Source organism: Lactococcus garvieae (assembly GCF_016027715.1).
Lineage (GTDB): Bacteria > Bacillota > Bacilli > Lactobacillales > Streptococcaceae > Lactococcus > Lactococcus garvieae_A.
Genome location: NZ_CP065690.1, coordinates 1 through 26,514 on the forward strand (window position 1 = coordinate 1; position 26,514 = coordinate 26,514).

General features: G+C 34.7%; 26 protein-coding genes and 7 pseudogenes. 8 read left to right on the top strand and 25 right to left on the bottom strand.

All coding sequences use genetic code 11. The features are described from left to right. Window positions 1-91: 91 nt before the first annotated feature. Window positions 92-451, top strand: a complete 360-nt coding sequence (locus I6G50_RS00005) for an ArsR/SmtB family transcription factor (RefSeq protein WP_003726380.1) — start codon at window positions 92-94, stop codon at window positions 449-451. Beyond that, window positions 448-2,565 (top strand): heavy metal translocating P-type ATPase, encoded by a 2,118-nt coding sequence (locus tag I6G50_RS00010; RefSeq protein WP_001291323.1) that lies wholly within the window; start codon window positions 448-450, stop codon window positions 2,563-2,565. Before I6G50_RS00005 ends, I6G50_RS00010 begins: the two co-directional genes overlap by 4 nt. A 178-nt stretch (window positions 2,566-2,743) precedes the next feature. On the opposite strand, the gene I6G50_RS00015 is transcribed toward I6G50_RS00010, so the two are convergent. The 5 genes from I6G50_RS00015 to I6G50_RS00035 form a co-directional block, all read right to left on the bottom strand. Next, window positions 2,744-3,424, bottom strand: a complete 681-nt coding sequence (locus I6G50_RS00015) for an IS6-like element IS1216 family transposase (RefSeq protein WP_162523730.1) — start codon at window positions 3,422-3,424, stop codon at window positions 2,744-2,746. Between the two features lie 131 nt (window positions 3,425-3,555). Beyond that, window positions 3,556-3,855 (bottom strand): hypothetical protein, encoded by a 300-nt coding sequence (locus I6G50_RS00020; RefSeq protein ID WP_003134227.1) that lies wholly within the window; start codon window positions 3,853-3,855, stop codon window positions 3,556-3,558. 2 nt (window positions 3,856-3,857) lie between these two features. Then, on the bottom strand, window positions 3,858-4,625 hold the full coding sequence (locus tag I6G50_RS00025; RefSeq protein WP_003134226.1) for a ParA family protein: 768 nt from the start codon (window positions 4,623-4,625) through the stop codon (window positions 3,858-3,860). A gap of 93 nt (window positions 4,626-4,718) precedes the next feature. After that, window positions 4,719-5,291 carry a recombinase family protein gene (locus I6G50_RS00030; RefSeq protein ID WP_003134225.1) on the bottom strand — a complete coding sequence of 191 codons (573 nt, stop codon included), beginning with the start codon at window positions 5,289-5,291 and terminating at the stop codon, window positions 4,719-4,721. 1,020 nt (window positions 5,292-6,311) lie between these two features. Beyond that, window positions 6,312-6,467 carry a hypothetical protein gene (locus I6G50_RS00035; RefSeq protein ID WP_157776764.1) on the bottom strand — a complete coding sequence of 52 codons (156 nt, stop codon included), beginning with the start codon at window positions 6,465-6,467 and terminating at the stop codon, window positions 6,312-6,314. Between the two features lie 252 nt (window positions 6,468-6,719). Between I6G50_RS00035 and I6G50_RS00040 the strand changes: the two genes are divergently transcribed. Then, the gene (locus I6G50_RS00040) at window positions 6,720-7,400 is read left to right on the top strand and encodes an IS6 family transposase (protein ID WP_197908151.1); all 681 of its coding nucleotides are present in this window, start codon (window positions 6,720-6,722) and stop codon (window positions 7,398-7,400) included. A gap of 80 nt (window positions 7,401-7,480) precedes the next feature. On the opposite strand, the gene I6G50_RS00045 is transcribed toward I6G50_RS00040, so the two are convergent. Further along, the gene (locus I6G50_RS00045) at window positions 7,481-8,035 is read right to left on the bottom strand and encodes a recombinase family protein (RefSeq protein ID WP_003134360.1); all 555 of its coding nucleotides are present in this window, start codon (window positions 8,033-8,035) and stop codon (window positions 7,481-7,483) included. 136 nt (window positions 8,036-8,171) lie between these two features. On the opposite strand from I6G50_RS00045, the pseudogene I6G50_RS10575 reads away from it, so the two are divergent. After that, window positions 8,172-8,354: pseudogene (locus I6G50_RS10575) on the top strand (IS6 family transposase); the annotation flags it as partial. A gap of 95 nt (window positions 8,355-8,449) precedes the next feature. Here the strand turns inward: I6G50_RS10575 and I6G50_RS00055 are convergent. Then, window positions 8,450-8,872, bottom strand: coding sequence for a cupin domain-containing protein (locus tag I6G50_RS00055; RefSeq protein ID WP_003108064.1), 423 nt, complete (start codon window positions 8,870-8,872; stop codon window positions 8,450-8,452). A gap of 215 nt (window positions 8,873-9,087) precedes the next feature. On the opposite strand from I6G50_RS00055, the pseudogene I6G50_RS00060 reads away from it, so the two are divergent. After that, window positions 9,088-9,702, top strand: a pseudogene (locus I6G50_RS00060) (IS30-like element IS6770 family transposase); the annotation flags it as partial. 315 nt (window positions 9,703-10,017) lie between these two features. Here I6G50_RS00060 and I6G50_RS00070 read toward each other — a convergent pair. From I6G50_RS00070 to I6G50_RS00135, 15 genes and pseudogenes are all read right to left on the bottom strand, one after another. Then, window positions 10,018-10,428, bottom strand: a complete 411-nt coding sequence (locus I6G50_RS00070) for a GNAT family N-acetyltransferase (protein ID WP_002329905.1) — start codon at window positions 10,426-10,428, stop codon at window positions 10,018-10,020. A gap of 58 nt (window positions 10,429-10,486) precedes the next feature. Further along, window positions 10,487-10,792, bottom strand: a pseudogene (locus tag I6G50_RS00075) (site-specific integrase); the annotation flags it as partial. A 177-nt stretch (window positions 10,793-10,969) separates the two neighbouring features. Further along, a complete protein-coding gene (locus tag I6G50_RS00080) occupies window positions 10,970-11,725 on the bottom strand; it encodes an ABC transporter permease (RefSeq protein ID WP_006844814.1) in 756 nt (251 codons plus the stop codon). Further along, entirely contained in the window at window positions 11,722-12,372 is a 651-nt protein-coding gene (locus I6G50_RS00085) for an ABC transporter ATP-binding protein (protein WP_010383508.1), read from the bottom strand. The genes I6G50_RS00080 and I6G50_RS00085 overlap by 4 nt, the downstream gene beginning before the upstream one ends. Continuing rightward, a complete protein-coding gene (locus tag I6G50_RS00090; protein ID WP_081164950.1) occupies window positions 12,369-12,596 on the bottom strand; it encodes a hypothetical protein in 228 nt (75 codons plus the stop codon). Before I6G50_RS00090 ends, I6G50_RS00085 begins: the two co-directional genes overlap by 4 nt. 114 nt (window positions 12,597-12,710) lie before the next feature. Then, a complete protein-coding gene (locus I6G50_RS00095) occupies window positions 12,711-13,103 on the bottom strand; it encodes a hypothetical protein (RefSeq protein ID WP_143466365.1) in 393 nt (130 codons plus the stop codon). Window positions 13,104-13,123: 20 nt separating this feature from the next. Then, window positions 13,124-14,293, bottom strand: coding sequence for a restriction endonuclease subunit S (locus I6G50_RS00100; protein ID WP_081164952.1), 1,170 nt, complete (start codon window positions 14,291-14,293; stop codon window positions 13,124-13,126). Continuing rightward, window positions 14,281-14,538 (bottom strand): annotated as a pseudogene (locus I6G50_RS10455) (DNA-binding protein); the annotation flags it as partial. The gene I6G50_RS00100 and the pseudogene I6G50_RS10455, both read right to left, overlap by 13 nt. A gap of 555 nt (window positions 14,539-15,093) precedes the next feature. After that, window positions 15,094-15,168, bottom strand: a pseudogene (locus tag I6G50_RS10460) (helix-turn-helix domain-containing protein); the annotation flags it as partial. 2 nt (window positions 15,169-15,170) lie between these two features. After that, a complete protein-coding gene (locus I6G50_RS00110; protein ID WP_081164960.1) occupies window positions 15,171-16,322 on the bottom strand; it encodes a RepB family plasmid replication initiator protein in 1,152 nt (383 codons plus the stop codon). Between the two features lie 383 nt (window positions 16,323-16,705). Next, complete coding sequence (fic, locus tag I6G50_RS00115) at window positions 16,706-17,308, bottom strand: protein adenylyltransferase Fic (RefSeq protein ID WP_039115945.1); 603 nt, start codon at window positions 17,306-17,308, stop codon at window positions 16,706-16,708. A 16-nt stretch (window positions 17,309-17,324) separates the two neighbouring features. Further along, window positions 17,325-17,948, bottom strand: coding sequence for a mobilization protein (locus I6G50_RS00120; protein ID WP_197908149.1), 624 nt, complete (start codon window positions 17,946-17,948; stop codon window positions 17,325-17,327). Beyond that, window positions 17,945-19,177, bottom strand: a complete 1,233-nt coding sequence (locus I6G50_RS00125; RefSeq protein ID WP_197908150.1) for a relaxase/mobilization nuclease domain-containing protein — start codon at window positions 19,175-19,177, stop codon at window positions 17,945-17,947. The genes I6G50_RS00120 and I6G50_RS00125 overlap by 4 nt, the downstream gene beginning before the upstream one ends. Next, window positions 19,156-19,521, bottom strand: a complete 366-nt coding sequence (locus I6G50_RS00130) for a plasmid mobilization protein (RefSeq protein WP_002339183.1) — start codon at window positions 19,519-19,521, stop codon at window positions 19,156-19,158. Before I6G50_RS00130 ends, I6G50_RS00125 begins: the two co-directional genes overlap by 22 nt. 542 nt (window positions 19,522-20,063) lie before the next feature. After that, a complete protein-coding gene (locus tag I6G50_RS00135) occupies window positions 20,064-20,744 on the bottom strand; it encodes an IS6-like element ISTeha2 family transposase (RefSeq protein ID WP_003106709.1) in 681 nt (226 codons plus the stop codon). A 72-nt stretch (window positions 20,745-20,816) separates the two neighbouring features. On the opposite strand from I6G50_RS00135, the pseudogene I6G50_RS00140 reads away from it, so the two are divergent. Further along, a pseudogene (locus I6G50_RS00140) lies at window positions 20,817-21,185 on the top strand (CHAP domain-containing protein); the annotation flags it as partial. A gap of 52 nt (window positions 21,186-21,237) precedes the next feature. Here the strand turns inward: I6G50_RS00140 and I6G50_RS00145 are convergent. Then, window positions 21,238-22,017: a MerR family DNA-binding transcriptional regulator gene (locus I6G50_RS00145; protein WP_017369569.1), complete on the bottom strand. Its 780-nt coding sequence runs from the start codon at window positions 22,015-22,017 to the stop codon at window positions 21,238-21,240. A 90-nt stretch (window positions 22,018-22,107) separates the two neighbouring features. Here I6G50_RS00145 and I6G50_RS00150 point away from each other — a divergent pair, with 90 nt between their 5' ends. Together I6G50_RS00150 and I6G50_RS10465 are read left to right on the top strand one after the other, a co-directional pair. Further along, entirely contained in the window at window positions 22,108-24,012 is a 1,905-nt protein-coding gene (locus tag I6G50_RS00150) for a heavy metal translocating P-type ATPase (RefSeq protein WP_003134160.1), read from the top strand. Next, window positions 24,013-24,675, top strand: a complete 663-nt coding sequence (locus I6G50_RS10465; RefSeq protein WP_228001514.1) for a hypothetical protein — start codon at window positions 24,013-24,015, stop codon at window positions 24,673-24,675. It abuts the gene before it with no gap. A gap of 396 nt (window positions 24,676-25,071) precedes the next feature. Here I6G50_RS10465 and I6G50_RS00165 read toward each other — a convergent pair. Together I6G50_RS00165 and I6G50_RS00170 are read right to left on the bottom strand one after the other, a co-directional pair. Next, window positions 25,072-25,383, bottom strand: a pseudogene (locus tag I6G50_RS00165) (MerR family transcriptional regulator); the annotation flags it as partial. A 185-nt stretch (window positions 25,384-25,568) separates the two neighbouring features. Continuing rightward, window positions 25,569-26,249 carry an IS6-like element IS1216 family transposase gene (locus I6G50_RS00170; RefSeq protein WP_014293938.1) on the bottom strand — a complete coding sequence of 227 codons (681 nt, stop codon included), beginning with the start codon at window positions 26,247-26,249 and terminating at the stop codon, window positions 25,569-25,571. Window positions 26,250-26,514: the final 265 nt, after the last annotated feature.

The window sequence follows — 26,514 nt, forward strand, 5'->3', positions numbered from 1 at the left end:
TTTTATGAACATTCAAACATTCACTTGAATATAGATGGATGTTCTGATATAATACATTCAAACAAACATTTGAATGTAAAGGAATGATCGTATGAATAATGAAATTTGTGAAATAACTTGTATTCATGAAGACAAAGTTAATCGTGCTAAATCTAAACTAGCAAACTTTGATACTCCGTCAGTAAGTGGTTTCTTTAAAATATTGTCAGATGAAAATCGACTTAAAATTGTACATGCTTTAGTTCATGAAGATGAGCTATGTGTTTGTGATATTGCTAATATCATTGATGCTTCGGTCGCAACAACTTCACACCATCTGAACTCCTTAAAAAAATTGGGAGTAGTTGATAGTCACAAGGATGGTAAGTTAGTCTACTATTTTATTAAAAATATCAAAATCTTAAATCTTATGGAGCTTGGCGTAAATTTTAAAGAAGAGGTGCTAGCATGAGTGAGAAAATGACCGAAAAAACCTATCGAATAGAAGGATTAAGCTGTACAAATTGTGCAGGTAAATTTGAAAAAAATGTAAAGCAGTTGCCAGGAGTTACGAGTGCAACAGTAAACTTTGGTGCAAGTAAGATTTCAGTAGAAGGCCAAACAACAATTGAAGAACTCGAAGAAGCGGGAGCCTTCGAAAATCTTATCATTCGTGATGATCAAGAAAATGATGAACAAGTTAGATCAAAAGAGTCTTTTATTAAACGGAATATCGCTTTAATCATCTCTCTTGGTTTTATACTTGTTGCTGTGATTTCCCAACTATCATTGGGCGAAGATCATTTATTAACGAAAGCTCTTTATATATTGGCAATAATAATTGGTGGATTTGATTTATTTAAAGAAGGGTTCTCTGATTTGATCAAATTGGACTTCTCCATGGAATCTTTAATGACTATTGCAATTATTGGGGCCGCATTTATTGGAGAATGGGCCGAAGGTTCTATTGTAGTAATACTATTTGCTATTAGCGAAGCTTTGGAACGATTTTCAATGGATAAAGCAAGACAGTCGATTCGTTCTCTTATGGATATAGCTCCCAAAGAAGCTCTTATCAGGAGAAACAATGTAGAGCAATTAGTCAGTGTCGATAAAATCGATATCGACGATATTATGATCATTAAACCCGGACAAAAAATAGCCATGGATGGGCTTGTTATCAACGGTCATTCTTCAGTAAATCAAGCAGCAATAACAGGAGAATCGGTTCCTGTTGAAAAACAGTTAGATGATGAAGTGTTTGCAGGAACACTAAATGAAGAAGGTGTTCTTGAAGTCAAAGTAACAAAAAAAGTAACGGATACAACGATTGCCAAAATCATTCACTTAGTTGAAGAAGCGCAAGGAGAACGAGCTCCTGCACAAGCCTTTGTAGATAAATTTGCAAAATACTATACGCCATTCATAATTATTATGGCCCTTTTGATAGTGGTTGTTCCTCCGCTATTCTTTGGTGGTGACTGGAATAAATGGCTTTACCAAGGGTTATCCATTTTAGTTGTCGGATGTCCTTGTTCATTAGTGATCTCAACACCTGTTTCAATTGTTTCGGCTATTGGTAATGCAGCAAAAAATGGTGTTTTAGTAAAAGGCGGAGTCTATCTGGAAGAAATTGGTCATTTGAGAGCAATTGCTTTCGATAAGACTGGAACCTTAACAAAAGGAAAGCCTGTCGTAACGGATTTCATTGCAACCAGTTCTGAAACTGATATAAATTATCTATCGATTATTTCATCGTTGGAATCTCTTTCTCAACACCCATTAGCTTCTGCTATTTTAAACGAAGCGGATAAAACTAATGTGGATTACAAGTCAATACAAATCGAGGATTTCCAATCTATCACAGGTAAAGGACTTACAGGTATACATCAAAACATACGTTACTATATTGGAAGCCCTAAACTGTTTTCTGCATCAGTAATCGAAGAAACAGCGGTCAAAGTACAATACAGACAATTTCAAGAACAAGGGAAAACCGCCATGTATTTCGGTACTGACGAACAAATTTTAGGAGTAATTGCTGTCGCGGATGAAGTAAGAGATTCAAGTGCTGCCGTTATTTCTGAACTCCACAAGTTGTCAATTGAACACACTATTATGCTTACTGGTGATAATACTAAAACCGCTGAATCTATTGGTAAGCAATTAGGTGTGACTGAAATAAAAGGAGATCTAATGCCTCAAGAAAAATTAGATTCGATTAAAGCGTTGCGGACAACTTATAATAAAGTAGCAATGGTGGGCGACGGCATTAATGATGCACCAGCATTAGCTGCATCGACGGTTGGTATTGCAATGGGCGGTGCAGGAACAGATACGGCTCTCGAAACTGCTGATGTTGCTCTAATGGGCGACGATTTACAAAAATTACCATTCATTGTTAGACTTAGCCGTCAAACTCTAAAAGTAATTAAGCAAAATATCACCTTCTCATTAGGTATAAAACTATTAGCTCTACTACTAGTCATACCAGGTTGGCTAACACTATGGATTGCTATTGTAGCAGATATGGGAGCAACGCTTTTAGTAACATTAAACGGATTACGATTGATGAAAGTTAAATAACACAACAAATAAAAGAAGGCATGTTTATAAGCGTGCCTTCTTTTTATGATACTTTTTAGTTTTTTTGAACGCTAGTTATGAAGCAAACTATGCGCCATTTAAATATTAAAATGACAGTCTAACCGGTTCTGTTGCAAAGTTTTAAATAAAGAATAAAATCCCTTACGGTATCTATGATTTAAGCTGGGATTCCCAATAATATCTTGATTTCAGTACAGACCGAAAACCCGAAGAGAGTGCCTTCTTTTCGGGTTTTCTTATATAATCCTCGGATGGCTTCCATGCCTTTAATCGTGGGTGAGGCAGTGCGTAAACTTCGATAGAATTTATTGCGTCTCTTTACTGGACGATGGTCTTGTTCAATCAAATTATTCAGGTATTTAATGGTACGATGTTCTGTCCCTTGATAAAAGCCGTATTCTTTTAGTTTCTTAAAGGCACTTGTAATAGAGGGGGCTTTATCTGTGACTACAACCTTCGGTTCATCAAACTGCTTCACTAACCGCTTAAGAAAAGCATAGGCTGCTTGTGTGTCCCGTTTTTTACGTAACCAAATATCCAAGGTTAAACCATCTGCATCGATGGCTCGATACAAATAATGCCATTTTCCTTTAATTTTGATGTACGTTTCATCCATTTTCCATGAATAAAAGGATTTTTTATTTTTCTTTTTCCAAATTTGATAGAGTCGTTTGCCATATTCTTGCACCCAACGATAAATCGTCGTATGAGAAACGTTAATGCCACGATCATATAAGATTTCTTGAACTTCACGATAGCTAAGGTTATAACGAAGATAGTAGCCCACGGCTACAATAATCACATCCTGCTGAAATTGCTTTCCTTTAAAATGATTCATCTTCATTCCTCCTGCTATCTTTTTCTATTATTCTACCTTATTTGATAGTAGATTTAAAACTTTGCAACAGAACCATTTTCATAATAAATCTCCTTTTATAGTTATAACTATAACTATAACTATAATTGTAGTTAATCAAACAATTCAGGGTGTTCTTCAAAATAGTTTAATAGTGCATTTCTAACTATTGATTTAGCTCCACCTTTTGTTCTTCCTAGTTTTTTACCAGCAATTTGTATTGCTTCTTTCATTGCTGGTTCTACTGCAACTGTATATAGAACTTGATTATATTCATCTTGTTCTGTTTTTATAATCTCTGAATAATCACTCCATGTTTTATTATTTTTTTCATCATTATTCATAAAACTTTTTGGTTGAGTTAAACCAGAAATTTTTTCTGTATCAACTGCTTTTTTAAATTCTTTTTTCATTTTTAATACCCCAATTCTTGAACTAATTTTTCATAATATTTTTTTGCATTTTTATATCGACTATCTTCAATAAGTGCTAATGGTAATTCATAAATTGAAACAGCTTCTGAAAAAGCAATTAAATTAGGAATATAAGTATCTGTCATTTTAATATTATGAGCTTGTGCAACTTCTCTTAAATTTTCAAGCATAAATTTATGAGTTTTTGTATTTAATTGAGTTTTTGTTGGTACGATATATCGAACATTAACATTTTTATCATCTGTAATTTTTAAGGTTGTTTCAGCATTTTTAACTGCATAAGTTTCAGGAACTGCTACAACAATTAAATCATCAACAATTTCAACTATATTTTCAAGAACAATATCAACCGCTGGTGCCATATCAAAAATAATATAATCATAGTCGTTTTTGACTGATTCAATGAAATTTTTAAGGTGCTTGTTTCTAGTTTTTGGTTCTTCTGACGAAACAGCAATAATAAAATCAGATAATGACTGATTACTTGGTATTACATCAAGATAATCATTTACTTTTATAAAGTATTTAGACGCTTTTTTAGCACTCCAATTACTCGTTAGATAGGCTCCTAAAGTTGTTTGTAATTCATCTGAATCTACACCAAAAGTTAAACTTGTGTGACCTTGTGGATCTCCGTCAATTAACAAAACCTTTTTCTTTTTTAAAGAAAGTACACCAGCAACATTTGTTGCGGTAGTAGTTTTAGCAACTCCACCTTTATTATTATAAAAAGCAATAACCTTACTCATAAGCAAACCTCCTTGTTTCTATACTTATATTATAACATTTATCAGTTATAATTACAATTACAACTACAACTGCAATTATAACTAAAATTATAGTTATAACTTTGTTTTGTTGCTTATTTTATTAAATCTTCTTTTTTGAGTAGAAACACTAATGCCAGTTTTTCGTTCGATCATCTTGTGTGTCATTCCTTGTTGTTTTAATTCATAAGCTAATTGAATTTGTTCTTCTGTAAATTTTTTGGGTCTACCCTCTTTAAAGTTTGGATTATTTTTTCTTGAATATTCTTTTCCCTCTTTTGTTCTGCTAACAATCATATCTCTTTCAAATTGAGCAAAGGCACTAAAAATAGTAAAGATTAATTTTCCGGTTGCGGTATTATCTATCACTCCCATATTTAAAATATTTATTTTTATATCCTTATCAAAAAGTTCTTGAATAGTTGCTAATGCTTCTCTAGTATTTCTTGCGAAGCGATCTAGCTTTGTAATGATTAAAGTATCTCCTGATTCCAATGTATTTAATAAATTTATAAAGGCTGGGCGACTATTTGTTGTTCCAGTAAATTTTTCTTGGAAAATTTCTTCTGCACCAGCATTCTTTAATTGTTCAATTTGAGATTCTAGTTTTTGGTCTATTGTACTTACTCTAGCATATCCATATTTCATGATTTTCTCCCTCCACTTATGAGCCTTTGTTATGAGCCTTTAAAACTCCTTTGTTTATAGTATATAAAAAAATAGACCATAACTGTTAAGTTATGAGCTATTTTTGTTTTTCAGAGAATTATAATTGACTAAAATAGACATTGTTTCAGAAGTAATATCTTTCCTACTCTTTCAAGAATAAGGGCTCACAAGCTAGTAATCATATCTTGAATAGCTTTCTAAATGTTTATCTTTTTGGAGCTATACTATAAAAGTGAACAGAAAATTGTGTGTTATAATCTGTCTAGGAAGACACAAACACGAAAGGACGTTTATTTAGTGTTTATACAAAGGAGGCCCATTTATGTATTACAGTAACGGAAATTATATTCCTAAAAAACTTACTGACTGTTACTGATCGTGAAATATGCGAAGAATTCTTATATCACATTGGGGTTCTCCTAAAAATACAATTTCAGAAATTGAAGCAAGGGAATAAAATTAAAAGAAAAAAAAGAACGTTTTGAAAACTTTTGGCAATTTTTTTCAATCTATTGGTGGATGATTTTCCCAATTTTTGGTTTTATAACTTGGTTCATTTCTTTCTTTAATAGTCTATAAAGTTTTTGTTATCGAGCGGAGAGACAACTGAATAAATGGGTTCATACACTATCTACTTTCCGTTAGGATAAGCATAGCGCCAAACAATATGGTAACATAAGATAATCCTTTATAGAATCTTTCTTAGTAGTTCTTGACATTTAAGGTTTATTTCATTACTCATCAGAGATTAAAATATTAAAATGAGCTAGAAACTTAATGTTCATTCATTACATCCGAGAGCTCTCTCATGACATTCCGATAAAATTAAAGTATAATTTATACATAGGAAACTTTAAGTTTTTTGAAGTTTTATATTATTTGCAAGTAAAAAAGACTTGCTATAACAAGTCTTTCAGTCGATTTATTCGGCGGCTTAGAACATTTCAAGAACCGTTTACTCGCCAAAGTAATTAACGGTTCTTTTTTTTATTTTTATTTTTAAAATAAATGAACAGCTTTTAAGTATTCCATTATTTTAAAAAACAGTAGACCACCTTCAATACAAAGTTGAATTATTTCTACTTTGTTTTTTTTATTATATCGTGATTTGGTTCGTTTTTTCTTTTTATTATGTTTTATAGTAATTTGAATCATCCTTAAGCTCCTTTTTATAGAGCCACCAAATCTAAATCAACTGATATTTTACATTTACCATTATACCGTAAAAAAAATATCTAGTCATTTTATAGATACCAGATATCGTCCCGAATTATGTCAAACACACAATATATTGTGTTAAAATTGTGTTAAAATTCTGTTAAATTCGTAAAATGGTTCTGTTGCAAAGTTTTCCAAAAAAATCTATTTTATTGTAAAATTGAGAAAAAAGACAGAGAGGACAGAGTAATGAATCATTTTAAAGGCAAACAATTCAAAAAAGACGTCATTATTGTCGCTGTTGGTTACTACCTGCGTTACAATCTAAGCTATCGTGAAGTTCAGGAATTGTTATATGATCGTGGAATAAATGTTTGTCATACTACGATTTATCGTTGGGTGCAAGAATATGGCAAACTACTCTATCAAATTTGGAAAAAGAAAAATAAAAAATCCTTTTATTCATGGAAAATGGATGAAACGTACATCAAAATTAAAGGAAAATGGCATTATTTGTATCGAGCCATCGATGCAGATGGTTTAACCTTGGATATTTGGTTACGTAAAAAACGGGACACACAAGCAGCCTATGCTTTTCTTAAGCGGTTAGTGAAGCAGTTTGATGAACCGAAGGTTGTAGTCACAGATAAAGCCCCCTCTATTACAAGTGCCTTTAAGAAACTAAAAGAATACGGCTTTTATCAAGGGACAGAACATCGTACCATTAAATACCTGAATAATTTGATTGAACAAGACCATCGTCCAGTAAAGAGACGCAATAAATTCTATCGAAGTTTACGCACTGCCTCACCCACGATTAAAGGCATGGAAGCCATTCGAGGATTATATAAGAAAACCCGAAAAGAAGGCACTCTCTTCGGCTTTTCGGTGTCTACTGAAATCAAGGTATTAATGGGAATAACAGCCTAAATCATAGATACCGTAAGGGATTTTATTCTTTATTTAAAACTTTGCAACAGAACCGTTGTGAGCTGGTTTTTTAGTTTATTCTAAAACTTATTAATATATCTATAAATCGTTGTTCTTGACACTCCCCAAGAATCCGCAATCGACTTAATCGGCGTACCACTTTCTACCAATGTTTTAAGAAGCTTTACGTCTTGCTTTGAAAATTTCTCAGGTCTTCCTCCAAGCCGCCCTCTTGCACGTGCAGCCTCTCTACCAGCGGCAGAACGCTCCAAAATAAGATTTCGCTCAAATTCCGCAAAAGCCGCAAACAAATGAAACATCAATTGTCCAGTCGAACTTGATTTATCCATTGTGATATTTTCTTGCAAGCTATGGAAGCTTACTCCTTTATCATTAAGTGAATTAACTATGCTAATTAAGTCCTCCATATTTCTTCCTAATCGATCTAATCGCCAAACAACAATTGTATCTCCAGAACGAGAAAATTCGATGGCAGATTTTAAACCAGGTCGCTCTTTTTTACTTCCTGACATATGGTCAGTAAATATTTTCTCACAATCATATTTTTTAAGACTATCTTTTTGTAAATCCAAATTTTGAAGTCCAGTTGAAACTCGTGCATATCCGATATTCATTTTATTCTCCTTTGTTCTAATTTATTGTATCATAACTTAAAAATATATATATAAATGAACATAGAATAAATTACGGGTTAATGAACAAGAAATGTAAATGATTTTGAGAGTTTTTATAACAAAAGAAGAGTGTCCAGAAAATGACCATTTTCTGAACACTCAAATATTGAAAAAATATAGCTCATTTTATGTCTTATTATTTGATAGTGGTCCAATGGAGACCATTCGAGGAATATATAAAAAGAACCGAAGAAATGGAACGCTCTTCGGCTTTTCGGTGTCTACTGAAATCAAGGTATTAATGGGAATACCAGCCTAAGATATTCTGAGTTCAGAGAGGGCTCGTTTGATTTTCAAACTTCGCAACAGAACCCATTTTATTCTAACTTAATTTGACAAATCATATAACTAAAATTAGTCTTCATTAGGATCATTTTTAGCTTCCTCATGCGTTTTATGTACTGTACCAGGGACATGATCAGGACCTGCATAAATTGAGTAAATTTTCAGAGGTTTGTCACCAATATTGGTTACATTATGCCAAGTATCAGCAGGTACTAAAATTACATCATCATCTGAAACTTCTTGTTCAAATGTAAGATTATCTTCGGCATCTCCCATTTGGCATAAACCTTTACCTTCTTCGATACGGAGGAATTGATCGATACCCATGTGTACTTCTAAACCAATATCGTCACCGGGTTCAATAGCCATTAATGTAACCTGAAGTTTTTCACCAGTCCAAATTGTTGTACGGTAATTCTCGTTTTCTTTGGTATAATCCTCAATGTTAACGATAAATTTTTCTTTGCCATGATCTTTATAATCGAATGTCATTAGAAAGTCCTCCTTGTTCTTAATTAGACTAATTCTAATAATTAATCTATACTATAGTAATAACATAAAACCGTTTACAAAGCAAAGAAAAAGATTATTATCTACCGTTTTTTTAAAGACGCGAATTGTAAAATTAAGTTAGAAAAATAAAAAGGCATTTATGGTACACTCAAATTGTATTTCCGACGAAAGAAAACAAAGGAGTGTAACCATAAATGACCTACAAACATCTTACCATAGACGAACTGACAATGATAGAATCATATTATCTTCAACATAATAAACCGGTTGAAATCGCTAACCGAATGGGACGTGCTATACAAACTATTTATAATGTAGTCAATAAGTTCAAGCAAGGCAAGACTGCTCTTGATTATTGGCACCAGTATAAAGAAAATAAGAAAAAATGTGGTAGAAAAGTCATTCAATTACCTGCTCATGAAGTAGATTACATTAAAGAGAAAGTCACTCTTGGTTGGACGCCTGACGTCATTATCGGGCGAAAAGAAAGGCCTGTTTCATGCGGTATGAGAACACTTTATCGTTTATTTTCTAAAGGAATATTTGATATTGACACACTACCGATGAAAGGTAAAAGAAAACCCAATGGCCATCAGGAAAAACGGGGAAAACAACAATATCAGCGCTCAATCCATGATAGACCTGATAATTATCCTGATTTCAATTCTGAGTTTGGTCACCTTGAAGGTGATACGATCGTTGGCATTCATCATAAAAGTGCCGTCATTACTTTAGTTGAAAGATTATCTAAAGTAATTATCACGATTAAACCCAACGGCCGTAAGGCATTAGATATTGAAACTGCCCTTTTTACTTTATGATTTTAGAGGTTTTTAATATAAATTATCTAATTTGTCAGCTATTGATTTTTGTTTGCTAGGGTATAGATGTGAATAGGGGTTCTGTTGCGAAGTTTGAAAATCAAACGCGTTCTCTCTGAACTCCAAATATCTTAGGCTGGTATTCCCATTAATACCTTGATTTCAGTAGACACCGAAAAGCCGAAGAGCGTTCCATTTCTTCACATGGTAAAGTGTAGGCTCTGCGAGGCTTGTTTTTGCTAGCGCAAAAATTGACACTTCGTGTCAAAAAAAGAGTGGCTAAGCCACTCTCAAGATCACAATTTAGTTCATTTTAGCAAACGCAACTAACAATCCCTTATCACAGGATTCGAAACCATTCTTTTCATAAAAATATCTAACATCAGAAGCTTCTTCAGTTAAAAGAACTTTTTGACGAACATTTTTGTATTTATTTAATATTCTTTGCAATAATTCACTTGCAATACCCTTATTCTGATAAGCATTCAAAACAAGTATATCTTGTATATACACAATCGTTAATCCGTCTCCAATAGCCCTAATAAGCCCTACTAATTTATCGTCATTCCAAACAGTTATAACATCTAACGATTGTAATATAGCTTGCTTTAATACTTCCAAATCTTGAGTATACGCACTCCAACCAACGTCATTATATAATTCTTCTAATTGCTTAATATCGATATCTTTACTTATACTGAAATTTATTGTCATTTTTATTAACTTCCTATTCAAATTTTATACAATAGTGACTCTAAGATTTAAGGATAACATCAATATTCTGTTGGACTAGCCAATCATGATATTGCAACAAGTCTTGTTGCACGGGCTTTAAATATAGTGTATTTGCTTTACCGGTCTTTTTATCATGAATAAAGGCCGTGTGTTTAACAGAGCCATCTGGATTATAGACATCGGATTTCTTTAACGTCATCACATCACTCACCCGCAGCAGGGTGGCTTTGCCAACTTGAAAGATAGTGTAGTTACGGCGACCTGCCCGAAAACTATCTAGTAAGGTGTCTTGCACCATTTTTAAGACGTTAGAGTCTTTGATTGGGAGTACGATTTGTTGCATATCTATTTAACCTCAATAATAGAACAGTCCTTGCCTATAATTGGTTCACTTTTGTCAATGAATGACCAATTATTTTTATCGTACTGGTAGATTGTAAAATTAATCCGAACGCTGTTCGGACAAAAAAGATCAGCTTCCATCATAAAGGACTCCCCGCGGGACTGCAATCAGGAGTCATTACTTCAACTGTTTTTGTTCATTATAGAAATTACGGTAAGCTAAATAGCACGCAATGATTGACCCCAAACTAGTCGCTGATAAGAGCATGAACGTGACCATAATTTGATACCTAATGGCCCGTACTGGATCGACCCCTGCAAAGATCAAACCGGACATCATCCCTGGCAGACTGACTAGACCCACAGTCTTTGCCGAATCAATGGTTGGTGACATCCCCGTACGAATCGCCTCACGCACGATGGCAATCGAAGCATCAAGTAGACCAGCCCCTAATGCCAAACGTTCAAGCACAGCTTGCCGCTGGTCATGAAACTGACTATTGAGGCTGCGATAAGCCAGCCCAATTGCGACCATTGAATTCGACGCAATCATACCAGAAATGGGAATCATTTGCGATGGCACAAACTTAATCGCACCAGATAGCACGAGGACGCCGAGTGTTACCCCCGTACTAACAAAAATGGCTAATAACGAAATGGCTAATGCATGGTCAATCCCCGGCCCCCGTTTTTTCGCATTCCAAGCCGCATTGAAGATAATGAAGCCTATCATCGCCAGCGTTAGCCACAAATTGTTGACTCGGAAAATATACTTTAGCAAGTAACCCACGATAAATAGTTGTACAACAGCCCGCACGACACCAATGACGATGTCCCTATCTAAGCCAAGTTTCTGCCACAAACTAATTCCTAACGCGACGAGCACTAACATTGCCGCCAAAAATAGCGACGTATTATTAACTGCTAAATTCATGCGTGTACCTCCAATCTGCCAGCAACCACTTTCGCTAACTGATCTGCCGCAGCAATCTCTGTCGCATCATGAGTAATCATGATCGTTGTCACGTGATCCTGCTCATTTAACTGTCGTAACCAGGCGTGCACGATTTGCTTATTATTTTCATCCAAACCAGCTGTCACCTCATCTAATAACAACACTTTTGGTAAGAATAAGATGTTGCGAATCAGCGCGACCCGCTGCCGTTCACCACCGGAAAGCTCGATAATCGGCTGATGCAGGGTTCGTTCGGACAGCCCAACATTATTTAACGCCGTTACCACTCGTTGCGTATCCATGACTTGCTTACGAATTTGGTACGGGAAAGCTAAGTTATCTGCCACCGTCTCACCAAATAACGTCGGTTGTTGGAAACAATATGAGACTTGCCGCCGATACATGATTGGGTCATAACTTTCAATCGGTTGCCCATCAAAAATCAAGGTCCCACTTGTTTTAGAAATCATGGCCGCAATGATCCGTAATAACGTACTTTTCCCACCACCGGATGGTCCCGTCAATGTAATATGAGCCCCAGCTGGAATCTGCCAATCAACATCATGTAAAATATGTTGATCAGCGATTTGATAATTAACTTTTTCTAAACTAATCAATGAATTCATATGCCCACCCCCAATCGCACAATGATCGGCGCCGACAACAGCCGGATAAAAAAGTGCTCAGAAGTCAATAATGTTTGATGTATTAATACACCAACCTGTGTAGCCATTGGCAAAGCCATATGAATCATACCTGAGTCAAAGTGTTCCGTATAACTACGGAGGAGTTCTAATTGAACTTTTAATTTATCATTATTTTCCTTGATCGATCGTTTTTGTCTAGACATACGTTTTCTCCTATCTAGGGAGTATTATATCATTTTATAAAAAAACAACCCCCGGTATCTACTAGTCAGATAATGAGGGCTGTTTTAATAGTCTTTTATAGGGCGATAATCTAATTATAACCCTTTTTTTCTCGAAAAATTATAGATTAGTATAGTGCTGAATATCCCACTCCAAATTATCGGAATGATAATTTCAGTCGTTGAGTGGTAAATATATGGATTTTCAGAAACAATATATGGCTTTTTCTTTAGAAAATACACCTTCACTGTATCATTATTTTTGAATTTTGACTTAGATGCATCTACCCCATAGGAATTTTCTGAGAAATTATAAGTTTTAACATTGTTTCTATCAACTTTAATTTTTGCTATAGCAGTATTTTTTTCTCCTCTAGAAAACTCTCTCTGATCTTGCCATGAAGAAGATGAACTAACAATTAGTAAGATAATTATAGCTGCCAAAAAAATATTAGCAAGTATCTTTAAATATTTTTTAATAATTTCCATAATGTAGAGTCCTAAATTTGTTAAGCAAACATTTTTTGTAAGTAGCCTTTTTTCTGCTCTTTCAATAAATCTAACTTACGCTGGTTAGCAACGATAAGGTTGTCCAGATGATTTAACAGTTCACCAATGCGGGCCTGTTCCTGAACACTAGGTGTCATCAGCTTCATATCACGAATCAAACCCAAAGCAATAAACTTTTGGGTCCCACCGGCATTTTCCTTTTGGATAAAGCGTTCAAATGAGGGCGACTTTAAATATTGAATTAGCCAGGTATTGATAATTTCTGGCGATGTTTTCTCTTTAATCAATGCAACATTTTTGATTGCAAAGTCATCTCTATCAACGATTACAGGTTTTCCGATTGTTCCAATCATTCCGAATAATATGTCTCCGATATCAACCTTTGATCGCTGGTTAATTTCATTAAAATCTTCATCAGTTAAATAAGAAACATCGGACATGTCTAAACCAGAATCGGTTAGATTTTTAGATGTAACCATTGGGTGACCTTGCTTAATATACTTCGGTGAAGCGTGTGTTCCATCACGAACATCGGACCACTCACCAAGATTACGCTCTTCCCAATCGTCAGCAAACCCCGCAAATCGCAATTCAGGAACTTTTGCCCCATTTTTAGGGAACATCTTTCGTAAAAAGCCTTTTTTCTGTTCTTTCAATAAATCTAACTTACGTTGATGAAGAGCGATAGTATCGTCTAACTGTTTAAAGAATGACCCGATTTTTTGTTGTTCTTCATAACTTGGAACAGAAACACTCACACTGTTAATTACAGTTTTCGATAAACTAGGTACACCAGTAGATTCATCAAATTTTTTCCAATTTATTTTTTTAAAAATAGATAGTGAAAATTGAAGGTCAATATTTTGTTTAGGAACAGCGTAAAACAAGGTGTCGACAGTCCAAAAAGGCGCTTTTAATAAATAAGGCTTATCAATTGTACCTTTCCTTCCAATCCCAATGGCATCTATATCTGAGAGCGCTCTATCTACACTTAGCATATATCCACCAGTTCCATAGACAGGTATTGACCCAGAATTCAGATGTTTGTAGTCTTTTCCAGACTTAACATCAATAAAATCAGCAAACTTACGCTCTTCCCATTCATCCGTGAATCCTTTAAATCGCAATTCTGGAACTTTCTTTTTAACTGAATCATCTATTTTCGCCATAGTTCCCACCATTTTCTTGGTTTTTCTTGTTCTTCTATCCTTTTTTGATCTTTGATTTGTTCCTGCAAAGTTTCCAAATGCTCTTTAAGAGCGTTCACTTCATCTTTATATTGATTGTCTAAGTGTTTGAATTCTGTTTCCTGTGAGGGCATTTTGAGAGCTTTTAAGCTGTCATTTTCTGCTTTGTATTCTTCTAACAACTTTTTATCTTGTAAGGCTAGTCGTTGTTGCTGGTCTAATAACATACCTAAATGTTTTACTTGTCCTCGTAGTTCTATTCTCTGTTCCTTAAAATCTTCTATTTGTTCTTCCTGAATTTTTATTTTCTCTAAATAAAATTGCTCTCTGTCGCTTTGCTCTCTGTCGCTTTGCTCTCTGTCGCTTTGTTCTCTGTCGCTTTGTTCTCTGTCGCTTTGCTCTCTGTCGCTTTGCTCTCTGTCGCTTTGTTCTCTGTCGCTTTGCTCTCTGTCGCTTTGCTCTCTGTCGCTTTGCTCTCTGTCGCTTTGCTCTCTGTCGCTTTGTTCTCTGTCGCTTTGCTCTCTGTCGCTTTGCTCTCTGTCGCTTTGCTCTCTGTCGCTTTGTTCTCTGTCGCTTTGCTCTCTGTCGCTTTGCTCTCTGTCGCTTTGTTCTCTGTCGCTTTGTTCTCTGTCGCTTTGCTCTCTGTCGCTTTGCTCTCTGTCGCTTTGTTCTCTGTTGCTTTGTTTGTTTACTCTTGAATTTATAAAATTCTGCTCTTCTTTTGTGAGCAAAATAGCCCCTCTACTATTTTTCTTTCTAATTTTGCTAGGTAAATTTTTTATATGATATTGAACAGTCTGTTTTGTTATTCCTAGCTCGTCCGCTAGTTCCTTAATCGTTTTTAATTCTTCACTCATATTTAAATATTCTGCCTTTTAATGGTTGGTAGGTATTGTTCAATGGCTTTTTTGAGATATTTAGCGACATTGCGTTTGGAATAGGCTTCTTGTTTGCTAGCAACATAAGACAAGTGGTCTTTCACGCCATTTAGTCCTCGTAAGTCTTTGAGTTCGTCATAAAGAGGGTACACGTGGGCTTGTAAGCCTGCCATAAGTGCGGTGTCCGTCATTTCATAAGGCGATAAAAGAAAGTTTTCAATCAATAGCTTAGTATATGGGCTTTCTAATGCTTCTCCTGCTAATAGACGATTATCTGTTTCTTTTTGCTTTTTATCTTCTTGGTAGACTTTATCTTCCAACTTGTAGCTGTTATCGTCTGCACAACGTTTCTTCTCGATATGAAAAACTATGCTGTCAATCGAACGTCCTTTTTTCACTTTCTCATAGGACACCTTAAAAGTCGTATTATCGTTGATTTCTTTTAAGGGAATATCTAATATTTTTTTAGTAAAATTGGTAAATCGCTGATATTCATTGACGGTATCAGTCATTATTCTTAGTTCTTTAACCGATATTGAAGGATTGCGGTAGGCTTCCACTTGTTCTTCTCTCCGTCCCCCTTTAGCGCTGTAATGTTCATACTGATTGTAATTCATGGATAACCAACGGTAAAGAATCAGGCTGTACTTGCTGTTTAATTCTGCTAAGTCAGATAAAGCGTGTTGCGTGAAATTCTTTTTGAGATTAACTAAGTAAGGGATAATTTCAGGACTGAAACGAATTAACACTTCATCGTTATAATCTGTCCATTCCACATAAGGGATAGGCACAATATTAATAAATTTAAAGCCTTTGCCTGCTTCTTCTTTGATTTGAAAAAAGGCTTGTTTCTGCATTTTCTCAACCGCTTCTTTAAAACGACTGTGTTTGTCATTATCAGACACCTTAAAGAAAGCGAAAAGGTCTCTTTTAGAAAGATAAACCGTATTATCTTCCAGTGGTTTTTCCGTATCAATACAGGACACCGCCAATTCAAACATTTTCAAGGGCGTTTTATCCATTTTGGCTATTGAGGTAATGAGGCTGTTATGCTCCACCACTTTACGTTTTGAGAGTTCGTTCAAGGTTAGCACCTGCTTTTGTTTGTTTTGTTTTTCTGATATAATAGACATAGAAAGTTACTCCTTTGTGAGTGATTTTAAGGTGGCATAGAGAAAGTCATTTTGCCGTGAATTTTCTCTATGCTTTTATTATATCATTTTATAGCTACTTTCTCAATGTTTTAGTAGCTATATACACAGTTTTTAGTAGCTATATACACAGTTTTTAGTAGCTATATACACAGTTTTTAGTAGCTATAAAAATCTGCAAATCCTTATCCTGACTGATTTTTTTAGCACGCAAAAGAACAAAAGATTAAAATATATAAGATAAATTAATATAGGCTTCGCCTTTTTTTATTTTTTTCAAAAATTTAAAATCAAAAGTCAAAATTATCCCGTAAGCAAACAGACTAATCAATATAGAATTTGATTAGTCTGTTTGTATCGGTTATTTATAAATCTTCTGTTTTTATTTCATAATATCCCTCGTAATAATAACTCGCATCAATTCCTTTAAAGAATTGTTCTTTACCTAAATCATCGGTTAAAGCCTTTTGAATCAAATATTTTAATTCATTGGTGCTGACTGTACTACGGATCATGGCATTTAAATATTCATCCTTATCAATTTGATTCCAATCGACGATTTTGTGTAGTTTATTTTTAAGAATTAAATCCAACCAAATACGAGTGGCTCGTCCATTGCCTTCCCTAAAAGGATGCGCCACATTCATATCCGAATACTTATCAATAATTTCATCAAATGTTTCTTGAGGTAATTTATCAATATATTCAAGTGTTTGCGCTAAAAAAATACGTGGCGCAAATTGAAAGTTTCCTTTCGCAATATTCACTTCTCGAATTTTTCCTGCAAAGTCGTAAATATCTTGGAATAAAAACTGATGAATATCAGATAAGCCTTGAAACGTCCCAATTTCCAGATCCTCTATTTTGCCAGACTCAAACAATTCTTTGGCTCTTTTTTTCGTTAATAACTCTTCTTGTTTAGCTAATTCTGCTGAATTTGTTAAGTCTAATTTATTATCTAAAACCAAAATATCCCCTCACTCTCTATTTTTTCGGAAAGATTCTTTTGAAAATTTTTGGACGTTGATCAAACCATGTTGAAGCGGTATACATTAATCGAAAACTGCCATAGATGCCAGCACCGATTAATCCAAATCCACCTAATCCAAGAATGACTGCCCCATAAGGATGTTTAGGCTTTATTTCCATCACTGTGTCATACAAAATATGCAAACCCCAACCATCCCAGATCCCTTTATAAATCCATCGTCCGATGAGAATACCGACAACTAAGAAACAGAACAGGCAGACAATGTTCGCAATCAGAATACCGTAACGTTCGACAATCTCACGTTTGCGATCTGCTTTGATCTGCTCTTTTTGTTCATTCAGTTCTTTTTTCAAAGCGAGTAATGCTTGTTTTTCAACTTGAATGTCTTTCAGTATGTCTGCTTTTAAACTTTCTGCCTCTAAACGATGGAGTTGTTCTTGAATGGCAGACTCCATTTTTTGATTCGCAACAGCTTCTATTTTTTCTTGGTAGTCCCGAAAGTCTTTATTAACTTCTTGACGGACTAAGCGGTCTAGTTCTGGAACGTTACTGAAATCAATTTTGCCATTTTTATAAGCATTTAATACTTGAACAACGAGTTGTTCATCTTTATTCATCGACTCATCCCCCGATCATGATCTTTTGTTGGTTTCTTTTCAGACTGTACGTCTCTATTCGCTTGTTTTTCTAGGCTTTTCTGCTGTTCTTTCTCGTAATTTTTCATGTCCTTTGAAAAGCGACGTTCAAAATCATCGAGTATTTTATCTTTTGTTTGCTTTAATTTTCTTGTAACGCGTTGAGTAAGCTGTGGTACTCGTCCTGCAAGCTGTTTGAGTGTGTCAATAAATCGATTAATTGTTGATTCTCGTTTGAGAGCTTCTGATTTTCTTGGTTCAATTGCTTGTTCAAGGCTAACAATTTCTGATTCTCTTTGTTGAGTGTCTCGCTCAAGCGGAGTAATCGCTGGTTCTCGTTGTTCAACAGCTCTAAATTCGTTTTGTCTTGCTCGGTTTTCCAACTCATGTAAAATGGTCTCCCTTCCAAAATCAGAACCCAATCGGGTCTCTCGTGCTCGTCTTTGCTTATTATTGGCGTCTAAAAAGGCGTATGAGAACGTTTGACCTCTTTCTGATAGAATTACACCATTATCGGATAAACGCTCTTTAAACGTCTCATATGAGCTCACAGAGAGGTCTTGAAGCGATTTATTGATTCTTTCTCTCAAATCATCCATGTAAGAATACTCATTTTTGGCGATTAGTTCTTTTTCTGTCTCTGTTTGACGCTCTTTTGGTGGCTCTAAAATGTGCCAGTTTTCTCGAGAAGCGAGTCGATCATTCATTTCTCGTGCTCGTTGAACGCTTTCTCCTTTTTGTTCTCTTAATTTCTTTCCTGTCTCTAAATTGACCTTATTGACAATGATATGGTTGTGTAAGACGTGATTTTTTCCGTCTAAATGCGTATAAACAGCGCTTTGATGGTTAGGATAAAGGTTTTCTGCTAACTCAACGCCTAAATCGTTGGCTTTTTGCCAGTCCTTTTGTACTTTCGGATTCAGTTCATCCAAGGCGAAAGATTGGGTAATACGCAAGACTTGATTGGATTCTTTGGTTTGGTTATGAAGTTGTCGAATGACATCAAATTGTTCTTTGGCGATAAAGGGATCAATCCCGTTGGTTCCACCCACGGCAACTGCCCGACAATTTGTCAGCTCCACAGGACGTTCCAATTGATGGTCTTGTAGCCACTGTTCAGTTTTTTCATGCATGGGTCTGTCTTGACCTAAAGCATAATTAAGGGCGCTCGCTGCACTTGCGCCATTGCTTATTTTTGCAATTGTTGCCATAACTCTTGATACCCCTTTTGAGCTTGAGCGAGTACTCCGTATGTATAGCGTAAAGCCTCGATCAGCTCTTTATCTTGGTTGTCCATCCGATCGAATTGATTGAGTTTCTTGGCGATTTGATTTAAATTGGTTCCTTGTTTTGAGAGTTCTAATAATAAAGATTTCGCTTGGTCATGTTCGAGATAAGGTTTTTTTAAATGAGATTTTTGTGCTAATTTTTTCGCATAAAGATTCGGAGAGAGTCCATATGTTTCTCCTGAAATTTTCAGCTTATTGTATTGTTCTTCAGATAATCTAAATTGAATGTACTTTGTTTGATTTTGTGATACTTCTTTCTGATCCATAAATAGCCTCCTCAAAGATAAAATGCCCCAGCGCTCATTCCTCAATCGCCCTTTGTCATTGATTTTGTAATAAGCATTGCGCCCTATTTCGGTTACAATCATTATAACAAAATAGACCATATAAAACCATAAATACTGCAAGCTATCACATTGTAATACAAAACACTTCGTTCTTGTATTACAATGTGGCTTGAAAAGGGGGAAGTTTCACTTTCCCCTTTTATCCCCTTTGGATTGTGTCGATTTGCTTTACGCAAACGCCACCTACCCATTTTATAAAAATAAAATGGGCAAAAGATCTTTCTTTTTGTCATACAAAAAGAAGAAAAAAAGAGACGATTTTCTTCTTCCGAAATCGTCCCTCTTTTTTCTAAAATCATGGATGAACGAACAAAAAATCTCTCGTATTTTGTTCGTTCATTCACTAAAAATATGCGAACAGTATGGCTTCATTCAATCCTGTTCTTACAAGTCAAACGCAAAAATGGGTTCTGTTGCAAAGTTTCAATACTGAGTACAAAAGTCCCATTCTGATACTTTGACTATGCTGGTATACCCATCAAAACTTTAATTTCAGTAGATGCCGAAAAGCCGAAGAGCGTTCCATTTCTTCGGTTCTTTTTGTATATGCCTCTCAATGCTTCTATGCCCTTAATCGTAGTTGATGCAGTACGAAGACTTTGATAAAGTTTATTTCGACGTTTAACAGGTCTATGATCTTGCTCAATTAAGTTATTGAGATACTTGACTGTCCGGTGCTCAGTTTCGCTGTATAGCCCCTGCTTTTGTAACTTCCTAAAAGCACTAGCAATTGATGGTGCTTTATCTGTCACGATAACTTTCGGTTCCCCAAACTGCTTGTATAGTCGTTTAAAGAAAGCATAAGCAGACTGAGTATTTCTCTTTCGTCTTAGCCAAATATCCAGTGTCATGCCTTCTGAGTCGATTGCACGATAGAGATAATGCCACTTCCCTTTAATTTTAATATAAGTTTCGTCCATTTTCCACGAATAAAAGGACTGTCTATTTTTCTTTTTCCAGATTTGATAGATCAGCTTACCATATTCTTGAACCCAACGGTAAATTGTTGTGTGAGAAACGTTAATGCCACGATCATATAACATCTCTTGAACATCACGATAACTCAAATTATAGCGAAGATAATACCCAACAGAGATAATAATCACGTCTTTTTGGAATTGTTTGCCCTTAAAATGATTCATCTATTGTCCTCGCATTCTTTTTTATTACATTTTACAATAAATCAGGTGTTATGGGGAACTTTGCAACAGAACCATCCTTATGCAGGCGGAGGCTGTACCGATTTTGTTTGGCAGTACTTTGCCGCTAAAGGAATATATATAGCAAACATAGTAAATGGTAATGGAGGTTATTGGGGAACAAATGGTGTGAGTCAAGGAGTCTTGCGTCGAACAAATTTGGCTCCAGGAGTTATTGCTTCAGGATTTACTGACCATTTTACAGGATATGGAACGTCTACTACAGCTCGAACCTCACCATATGGTCATGTGGCAGTAGTAACTGGGGTGAACCCAGATGGAACATTTAACGTTCAAGAAGCTGGATATGGTGGGACATTTCCTTGGGGAAATGTTAGAACAAATATTAGCCCAGAAAATGTAGTATTCCTACTCCCAAATTAAAAAATACAATACTAGATACATATCTAGTATTGTATTTTTAGATAACTGCCAATTAATTTAATAATATCCTTAATTCCAGATGTGGCGTTGAAAAGTTGTACGGATTTTCGTAAGTTTCCAGAATTAATATAGAATTTTGCTTAAGTTTTTTAAGTCTAATTAATTCATCCGTTATCTTATCAGGTTCAATATGTTGTGCTTGAACACAGACATGATCAATATGCAAAATTTTTATGTTTTTTAACTTTGATGAGTGGCCCCGAACTTTTAAGGCAAGAAATTTATCGTAGTTACCATACTGGAGTGAATAATAACACCCAATTCGGTTAAAAAATTCTATTTCTAAATCCTTCAACATAGAGATAGTTTTATTAATTGTATCATAGTACTTATTTGAAAAAAATACATCATCGAAAGGTATCAAGATAAAATCCTCATGAGTTTGCTCTAAATCAACATTAATTGATGAGTCTAGTTTTTGAGATAAGCTTATTTCATTTTGTATATATTCTAAAAATTGCTTATCCTCTTTTAATTGCTTTTCTTTTAATTCTAATATGTTACTAGCTTTTCTAATGATTTCGATCAAATTGATCTCAGTTTCGGACTTAATAAAGTCGTTAAAAGTCCCTAGAGGAATTCCATAATCAGCACATAATTTTATAATTTTCACATATGGAATATGTGCATGAGAGTAATAGCGGTAACCATTATTAGCATCAATTAATGCTGGATGTAAAATGCCGATAGACTCATAATATCTTAAAGCCTTGATATGTATACCAGAATAGCTGCTAAGTTTTCCTATAGTCAAATAATTTTTATTTTCCATTCTTTCTCCTTGACCTTACCGTAAAGGTATAGTTTATAATATCAGTATAACATATAAAAATATTTATATCATTTAGAAGAGGTATCTAATATGAAAAGCTTAATTACAGCTTTAAAAGAAAAGAGAGCATTACGCTTATATTTTATCGGAATAATAATTTTTATCATCGGATTATTACTCCCAATATCAAGTACAGTCAGAGTTTTAATTAGCATAATAGCAACTATTTTATCGGGATATCATGTAATGCTTGAAGGGATAGATGATACCATAAAAGAGACAGTCAAAAAGAAAAGATTTACTCCTAATACGCATATTTTAATGACACTTGCCGCAATAGGTGCAATTTTCTTAGGAGAAGCCGTTGAAGCTGCTCTACTAATCTTTATATTCGCAGGGGCACACTTTCTTGAAGAATATGTTGAGGGAAAAAGTAAACGGGAAATTACTAAACTAATAGAACTAAATCCTACGGAAGCTCGTTTAATTAATAATGAGGGAAATATAGAAGTAGTTTCGATTGATAAATTAAAAATAGGTGATAGACTTCAAGTTTTGAATGGAGCGCAAGTTCCAACTGATGGTATCATACTTAATGGTTCAACAAGCATTGATGAGTCAACCATAAATGGTGAAAGTATTCCTCGAGAAAAAAATGTTGGTGATATTGTTTTTGGTTCAACCATTAATGGTACAGGTACATTCACTATGAGAGTATCCAAGGATAGCAAGGATACAGTATTTTCTAAAATATTAACTATGGTTGAAGAGTCACAAAATAACCTTTCACCAACTGCCGATTTCATAAAACGTTTTGAACCACACTATGTCAACGGAGTATTAGTAATATTTTTAGCTTTAATTATATTTTCTCCAATGTTTTTAGGCTGGACATTAACGGAAACAATTTCAAGAAGTTTAGTCTTTCTAGTCTCTGCTTCACCATGTGCATTAGCTGTTGCTGCAATTCCTGCAACATTAGCTGGAATATCATCTTTAGCAAAACAAGGAATACTATTTAAAGGTGGTAATTTTCTTTCAAATTTAATTAATTTAAAAGCTGTCGCTTTTGATAAAACAGGAACATTGACAGAAGGAAAACCAAAAGTAGTAGATTTCTATTTTAATCCCGAACTTGATGGTGAATCCTTTAGAAATACATTAGTAGCAATGGAAAAGCAAAGTAATCACCCATTAGCAAATGCTATAGTTAATAAATTTGAAATTCAAAAAGTTGACTACGATATCAAAGTAGAAAATGAACTTGGGACAGGGTTGAGCGCAACCTACCAAGGAGAAAGCTATCGAATTGCTAAACCAAGTGCTTTTAAAATCGTAAGTCAAGAATGGATTGAAAAACAGGAAAACTTTGAAAATGAAGGAAAAACGGTGGTATTTATTGCTGTTAACGATAAAGTCGAAGGCTTAATAGCAATTCAAGATACTCCTCAAAAGACTGCAATTTCGGCAATTCAATATTTAAATAAGAATCAAATAAAGACTATTATGATAACTGGTGATGCAGTATTAACGGGAAAGGCAATTGGGAAACAGTTAGGCGTAAGAGATGTGCAGGCAAATGTAATGCCTGATGAAAAGGCAAAAATAATAAATGAAAATAAAGAAAAATATGGTCCAACCGCGATGATCGGAGATGGTGTGAATGATGCACCAGCACTTGCTGTAGCAGATGTAGGTATTGCGATGGGAGATGGCACGGATGTAGCTATAGAAACTGCAGATGTAGTATTAATGAATAATGACCTTGGTAATTTTGTGAGTGCACATAAAACTTCTAAAAGATTAAAAAATATTGTAACTCAAAATATAATATTTGCTTTATTAGTTGTTCTATTTTTAGTGTATATTAGTCTATGGAAAAATACCTCGGTGGTACTAAGCATAACATTGCATGAGGGAAGTACGCTGGTTGTTCTGCTAAATTCATTGAGATTATTATTGCCAAATAAAAAAGATATAGAAGGAGAGCTATAAATGTTTAAAAATATATTTCAAAACTTAACTGAACAAGCACAAGAAATTTTGGGGAATATAACCGAAAATATTCCTGAACAAATTCAAAATGTTGCAGGAGGTATAACCGAAAACATTCCCGAACAAATTCAAAATGTTGCAGGAGGTATAACCGAAAACATTCCCGAACAGATTCAAAATGTTGCAGGAGGTATAACCGAAAACATTCCCGAACAGATTCAAAATGTTGCAGGAGGTATAACCGAAAACATTCCTGAACAAATTCAAAATGTTGCAGGAGGTATAACCGAAAACATTCCCGAACAAATTCAAAATGTTGCAGGAGGTATAACCGAAAACATTCCCGAACAGATTCAAAATGTTGCAGGAGGTATAACCGAAAACATTCCTGAACAAATTCAAAATGTTGCAGGAGGTATAACCGAAAACATTCCTGAACAAATTCAAAATGTTGCAGGAGGTATAACCGAAAATATTCCTGAACAAATTCAAAATGTTGCAGGAGGTATAACCGAAAACATTCCCGAACAGATTCAAAATGTTGCAGGAGGTATAACCGAAAACATTCCCGAACAGATTCAAAATGTTGCAGGAGGTATAACCGAAAACATTCCTGAACAAATTCAAAATGTTGCAGATAGTATTACGAAATTTTTGGGATAATATAAATTTTTCTCATCTTTTGAGAATATGAAATTAAATTATGCTCCAATCAAATGTATCAAACTAGGTTGAAACTCAATGACCAACTCGTTATATACCACGAGCCAATCAGAAAGCTTGATATTCGCTCAACCAGATACATCTGAGGAATCCTCCTTTATAAAGATTTTAAATATATTAATTGGGCCACTGAAATCAGGTGGCTTTTTTTGTTCAGTATTGAGGTCGGTATTAGGGTCAGTATTAGGGTCGGTATCAAGGTCAGTATCAAGGTCAGTATTAGGGTCAGTATTAGGGTCGGTATTGAAAAGTGTTATCGACCTTAAGAATGGACTAACAATTATTTATAGCCATGCTTTGAGAAAAAGCAAACTTTTTCGGAAAGATGTATATCATTTCAATTCGTTTTAAATCCTCTATTTGTTTTTGCGCTTCCTTTTGTTTTTTAGAAATAAATTCGAACATATCTTGACAACGAACTTCATCTTTATCTACAACACCAAGTAATTTATAAATCTCGCTTAAAGAAAAACCAAGTTCCTGTATTCGTTTAATAAACCCAACACGCTTAACGTCATCATATGAATATATCCGATAACCAGCTTCCGTTCGGTGAGGTTCTTGTAATAAATTTTTTCGCTCGTAATATCTGATCGTTTCTTTATTAACTCCACATTTATCTGCAAACTCACTAATGCGATAAATCATCTTATTTCACCCCATGAATATTATAAACCGTGTACCATAGTACACGGTCAAGTAAATTGGACTATTTTATTTTTTTCCCAAAGTATCACTCGTATGTGATTGATACTTTTATATAATACTATTGATTATCCGGTTCTGTTGCAAAGTTTTAAATAAAGAATAAAATCCCTTACGGTATCTATGATTTAAGCTGGGATTCCCAATAATACCTTGATTTCAGTACAGACCGAAAACCCGAAGAGAGTGCCTTCTTTTCGGGTTTTCTTATATAATCCTCGGATGGCTTCCATACCTTTAATCGTGGTAGAGGCAGTGCGTAAACTTCGATAGAATTTATTGCGTCTCTTTACTGGACGATGGTCTTGTTCAATCAAATTATTCAGGTATTTAATGGTACGATGTTCTGTCCCTTGATAAAAGCCGTATTCTTTTAGTTTCTTAAAGGCACTTGTAATAGAGGGGGCTTTATCTGTGACTACAACCTTCGGTTCATCAAACTGCTTCACTAACCGCTTAAGAAAAGCATAGGCTGCTTGTGTGTCCCGTTTTTTACGTAACCAAATATCCAAGGTTAAACCATCTGCATCGATGGCTCGATACAAATAATGCCATTTTCCTTTAATTTTGATGTACGTTTCATCCATTTTCCATGAATAAAAGGATTTTTTATTTTTCTTTTTCCAAATTTGATAGAGTCGTTTGCCATATTCTTGCACCCAACGATAAATCGTCGTATGAGAAACGTTAATGCCACGATCATATAAGATTTCTTGAACTTCACGATAGCTAAGGTTATAACGAAGATAGTAGCCCACGGCTACAATAATCACATCCTGCTGAAATTGCTTTCCTTTAAAATGATTCATCGTCATTCCTCCTGCTATCTTTTTCTATTATTCTACCTTATTTGATAGTAGATTTAAAACTTTGCAACAGAACCGGTTATAATAATTGGCGGACCTATTGTTGCAATTGTATGTGGAGTCGGAACTTACTACTATATCATGAGAAATGAAGATTAAAGTTGAAACAAAAAAACAGATTGTTTTAAAATGTAAATCTGTTTTTTTGTTTGGTCTGATTTTATCACACCAATTATGTGATCAGAAAATGACCATTTTATGAACATTC

Coding starts and splice junctions, on each gene's coding strand:
- I6G50_RS00015 (WP_162523730.1), bottom strand. CDS start 3,424: ATGAATCATTTTAAAGGAAAGCAATTTCAGCAGGATGTGATTATTGTA.
- I6G50_RS00080 (WP_006844814.1), bottom strand. CDS start 11,725: ATGAATTTAGCAGTTAATAATACGTCGCTATTTTTGGCGGCAATGTTA.
- I6G50_RS00090 (WP_081164950.1), bottom strand. CDS start 12,596: ATGTCTAGACAAAAACGATCGATCAAGGAAAATAATGATAAATTAAAA.
- I6G50_RS00045 (WP_003134360.1), bottom strand. CDS start 8,035: ATGAATATCGGATATGCACGAGTTTCAACTGGACTTCAAAATTTGGAT.
- I6G50_RS00020 (WP_003134227.1), bottom strand. CDS start 3,855: ATGAAAAAAGAATTTAAAAAAGCAGTTGATACAGAAAAAATTTCTGGT.
- I6G50_RS00025 (WP_003134226.1), bottom strand. CDS start 4,625: ATGAGTAAGGTTATTGCTTTTTATAATAATAAAGGTGGAGTTGCTAAA.
- I6G50_RS00120 (WP_197908149.1), bottom strand. CDS start 17,948: ATGAATAAAGATGAACAACTCGTTGTTCAAGTATTAAATGCTTATAAA.
- I6G50_RS10465 (WP_228001514.1), top strand. CDS start 24,013: ATGTTTAAAAATATATTTCAAAACTTAACTGAACAAGCACAAGAAATT.
- I6G50_RS00150 (WP_003134160.1), top strand. CDS start 22,108: ATGAAAAGCTTAATTACAGCTTTAAAAGAAAAGAGAGCATTACGCTTA.
- I6G50_RS00145 (WP_017369569.1), bottom strand. CDS start 22,017: ATGGAAAATAAAAATTATTTGACTATAGGAAAACTTAGCAGCTATTCT.
- I6G50_RS00100 (WP_081164952.1), bottom strand. CDS start 14,293: ATGGCGAAAATAGATGATTCAGTTAAAAAGAAAGTTCCAGAATTGCGA.
- I6G50_RS00130 (WP_002339183.1), bottom strand. CDS start 19,521: ATGGATCAGAAAGAAGTATCACAAAATCAAACAAAGTACATTCAATTT.
- I6G50_RS00125 (WP_197908150.1), bottom strand. CDS start 19,177: ATGGCAACAATTGCAAAAATAAGCAATGGCGCAAGTGCAGCGAGCGCC.
- I6G50_RS00170 (WP_014293938.1), bottom strand. CDS start 26,249: ATGAATCATTTTAAAGGAAAGCAATTTCAGCAGGATGTGATTATTGTA.
- I6G50_RS00085 (WP_010383508.1), bottom strand. CDS start 12,372: ATGAATTCATTGATTAGTTTAGAAAAAGTTAATTATCAAATCGCTGAT.
- I6G50_RS00005 (WP_003726380.1), top strand. CDS start 92: ATGAATAATGAAATTTGTGAAATAACTTGTATTCATGAAGACAAAGTT.
- I6G50_RS00135 (WP_003106709.1), bottom strand. CDS start 20,744: ATGAATCATTTTAAGGGCAAACAATTCCAAAAAGACGTGATTATTATC.
- I6G50_RS00055 (WP_003108064.1), bottom strand. CDS start 8,872: ATGACATTCGATTATAAAGATCATGGCAAAGAAAAATTTATCGTTAAC.
- I6G50_RS00070 (WP_002329905.1), bottom strand. CDS start 10,428: ATGACAATAAATTTCAGTATAAGTAAAGATATCGATATTAAGCAATTA.
- I6G50_RS00040 (WP_197908151.1), top strand. CDS start 6,720: ATGAATCATTTTAAAGGCAAACAATTCAAAAAAGACGTCATTATTGTC.
- I6G50_RS00035 (WP_157776764.1), bottom strand. CDS start 6,467: ATGATTCAAATTACTATAAAACATAATAAAAAGAAAAAACGAACCAAA.
- I6G50_RS00110 (WP_081164960.1), bottom strand. CDS start 16,322: ATGTCTATTATATCAGAAAAACAAAACAAACAAAAGCAGGTGCTAACC.
- I6G50_RS00095 (WP_143466365.1), bottom strand. CDS start 13,103: ATGGAAATTATTAAAAAATATTTAAAGATACTTGCTAATATTTTTTTG.
- I6G50_RS00030 (WP_003134225.1), bottom strand. CDS start 5,291: ATGAAATATGGATATGCTAGAGTAAGTACAATAGACCAAAAACTAGAA.
- I6G50_RS00010 (WP_001291323.1), top strand. CDS start 448: ATGAGTGAGAAAATGACCGAAAAAACCTATCGAATAGAAGGATTAAGC.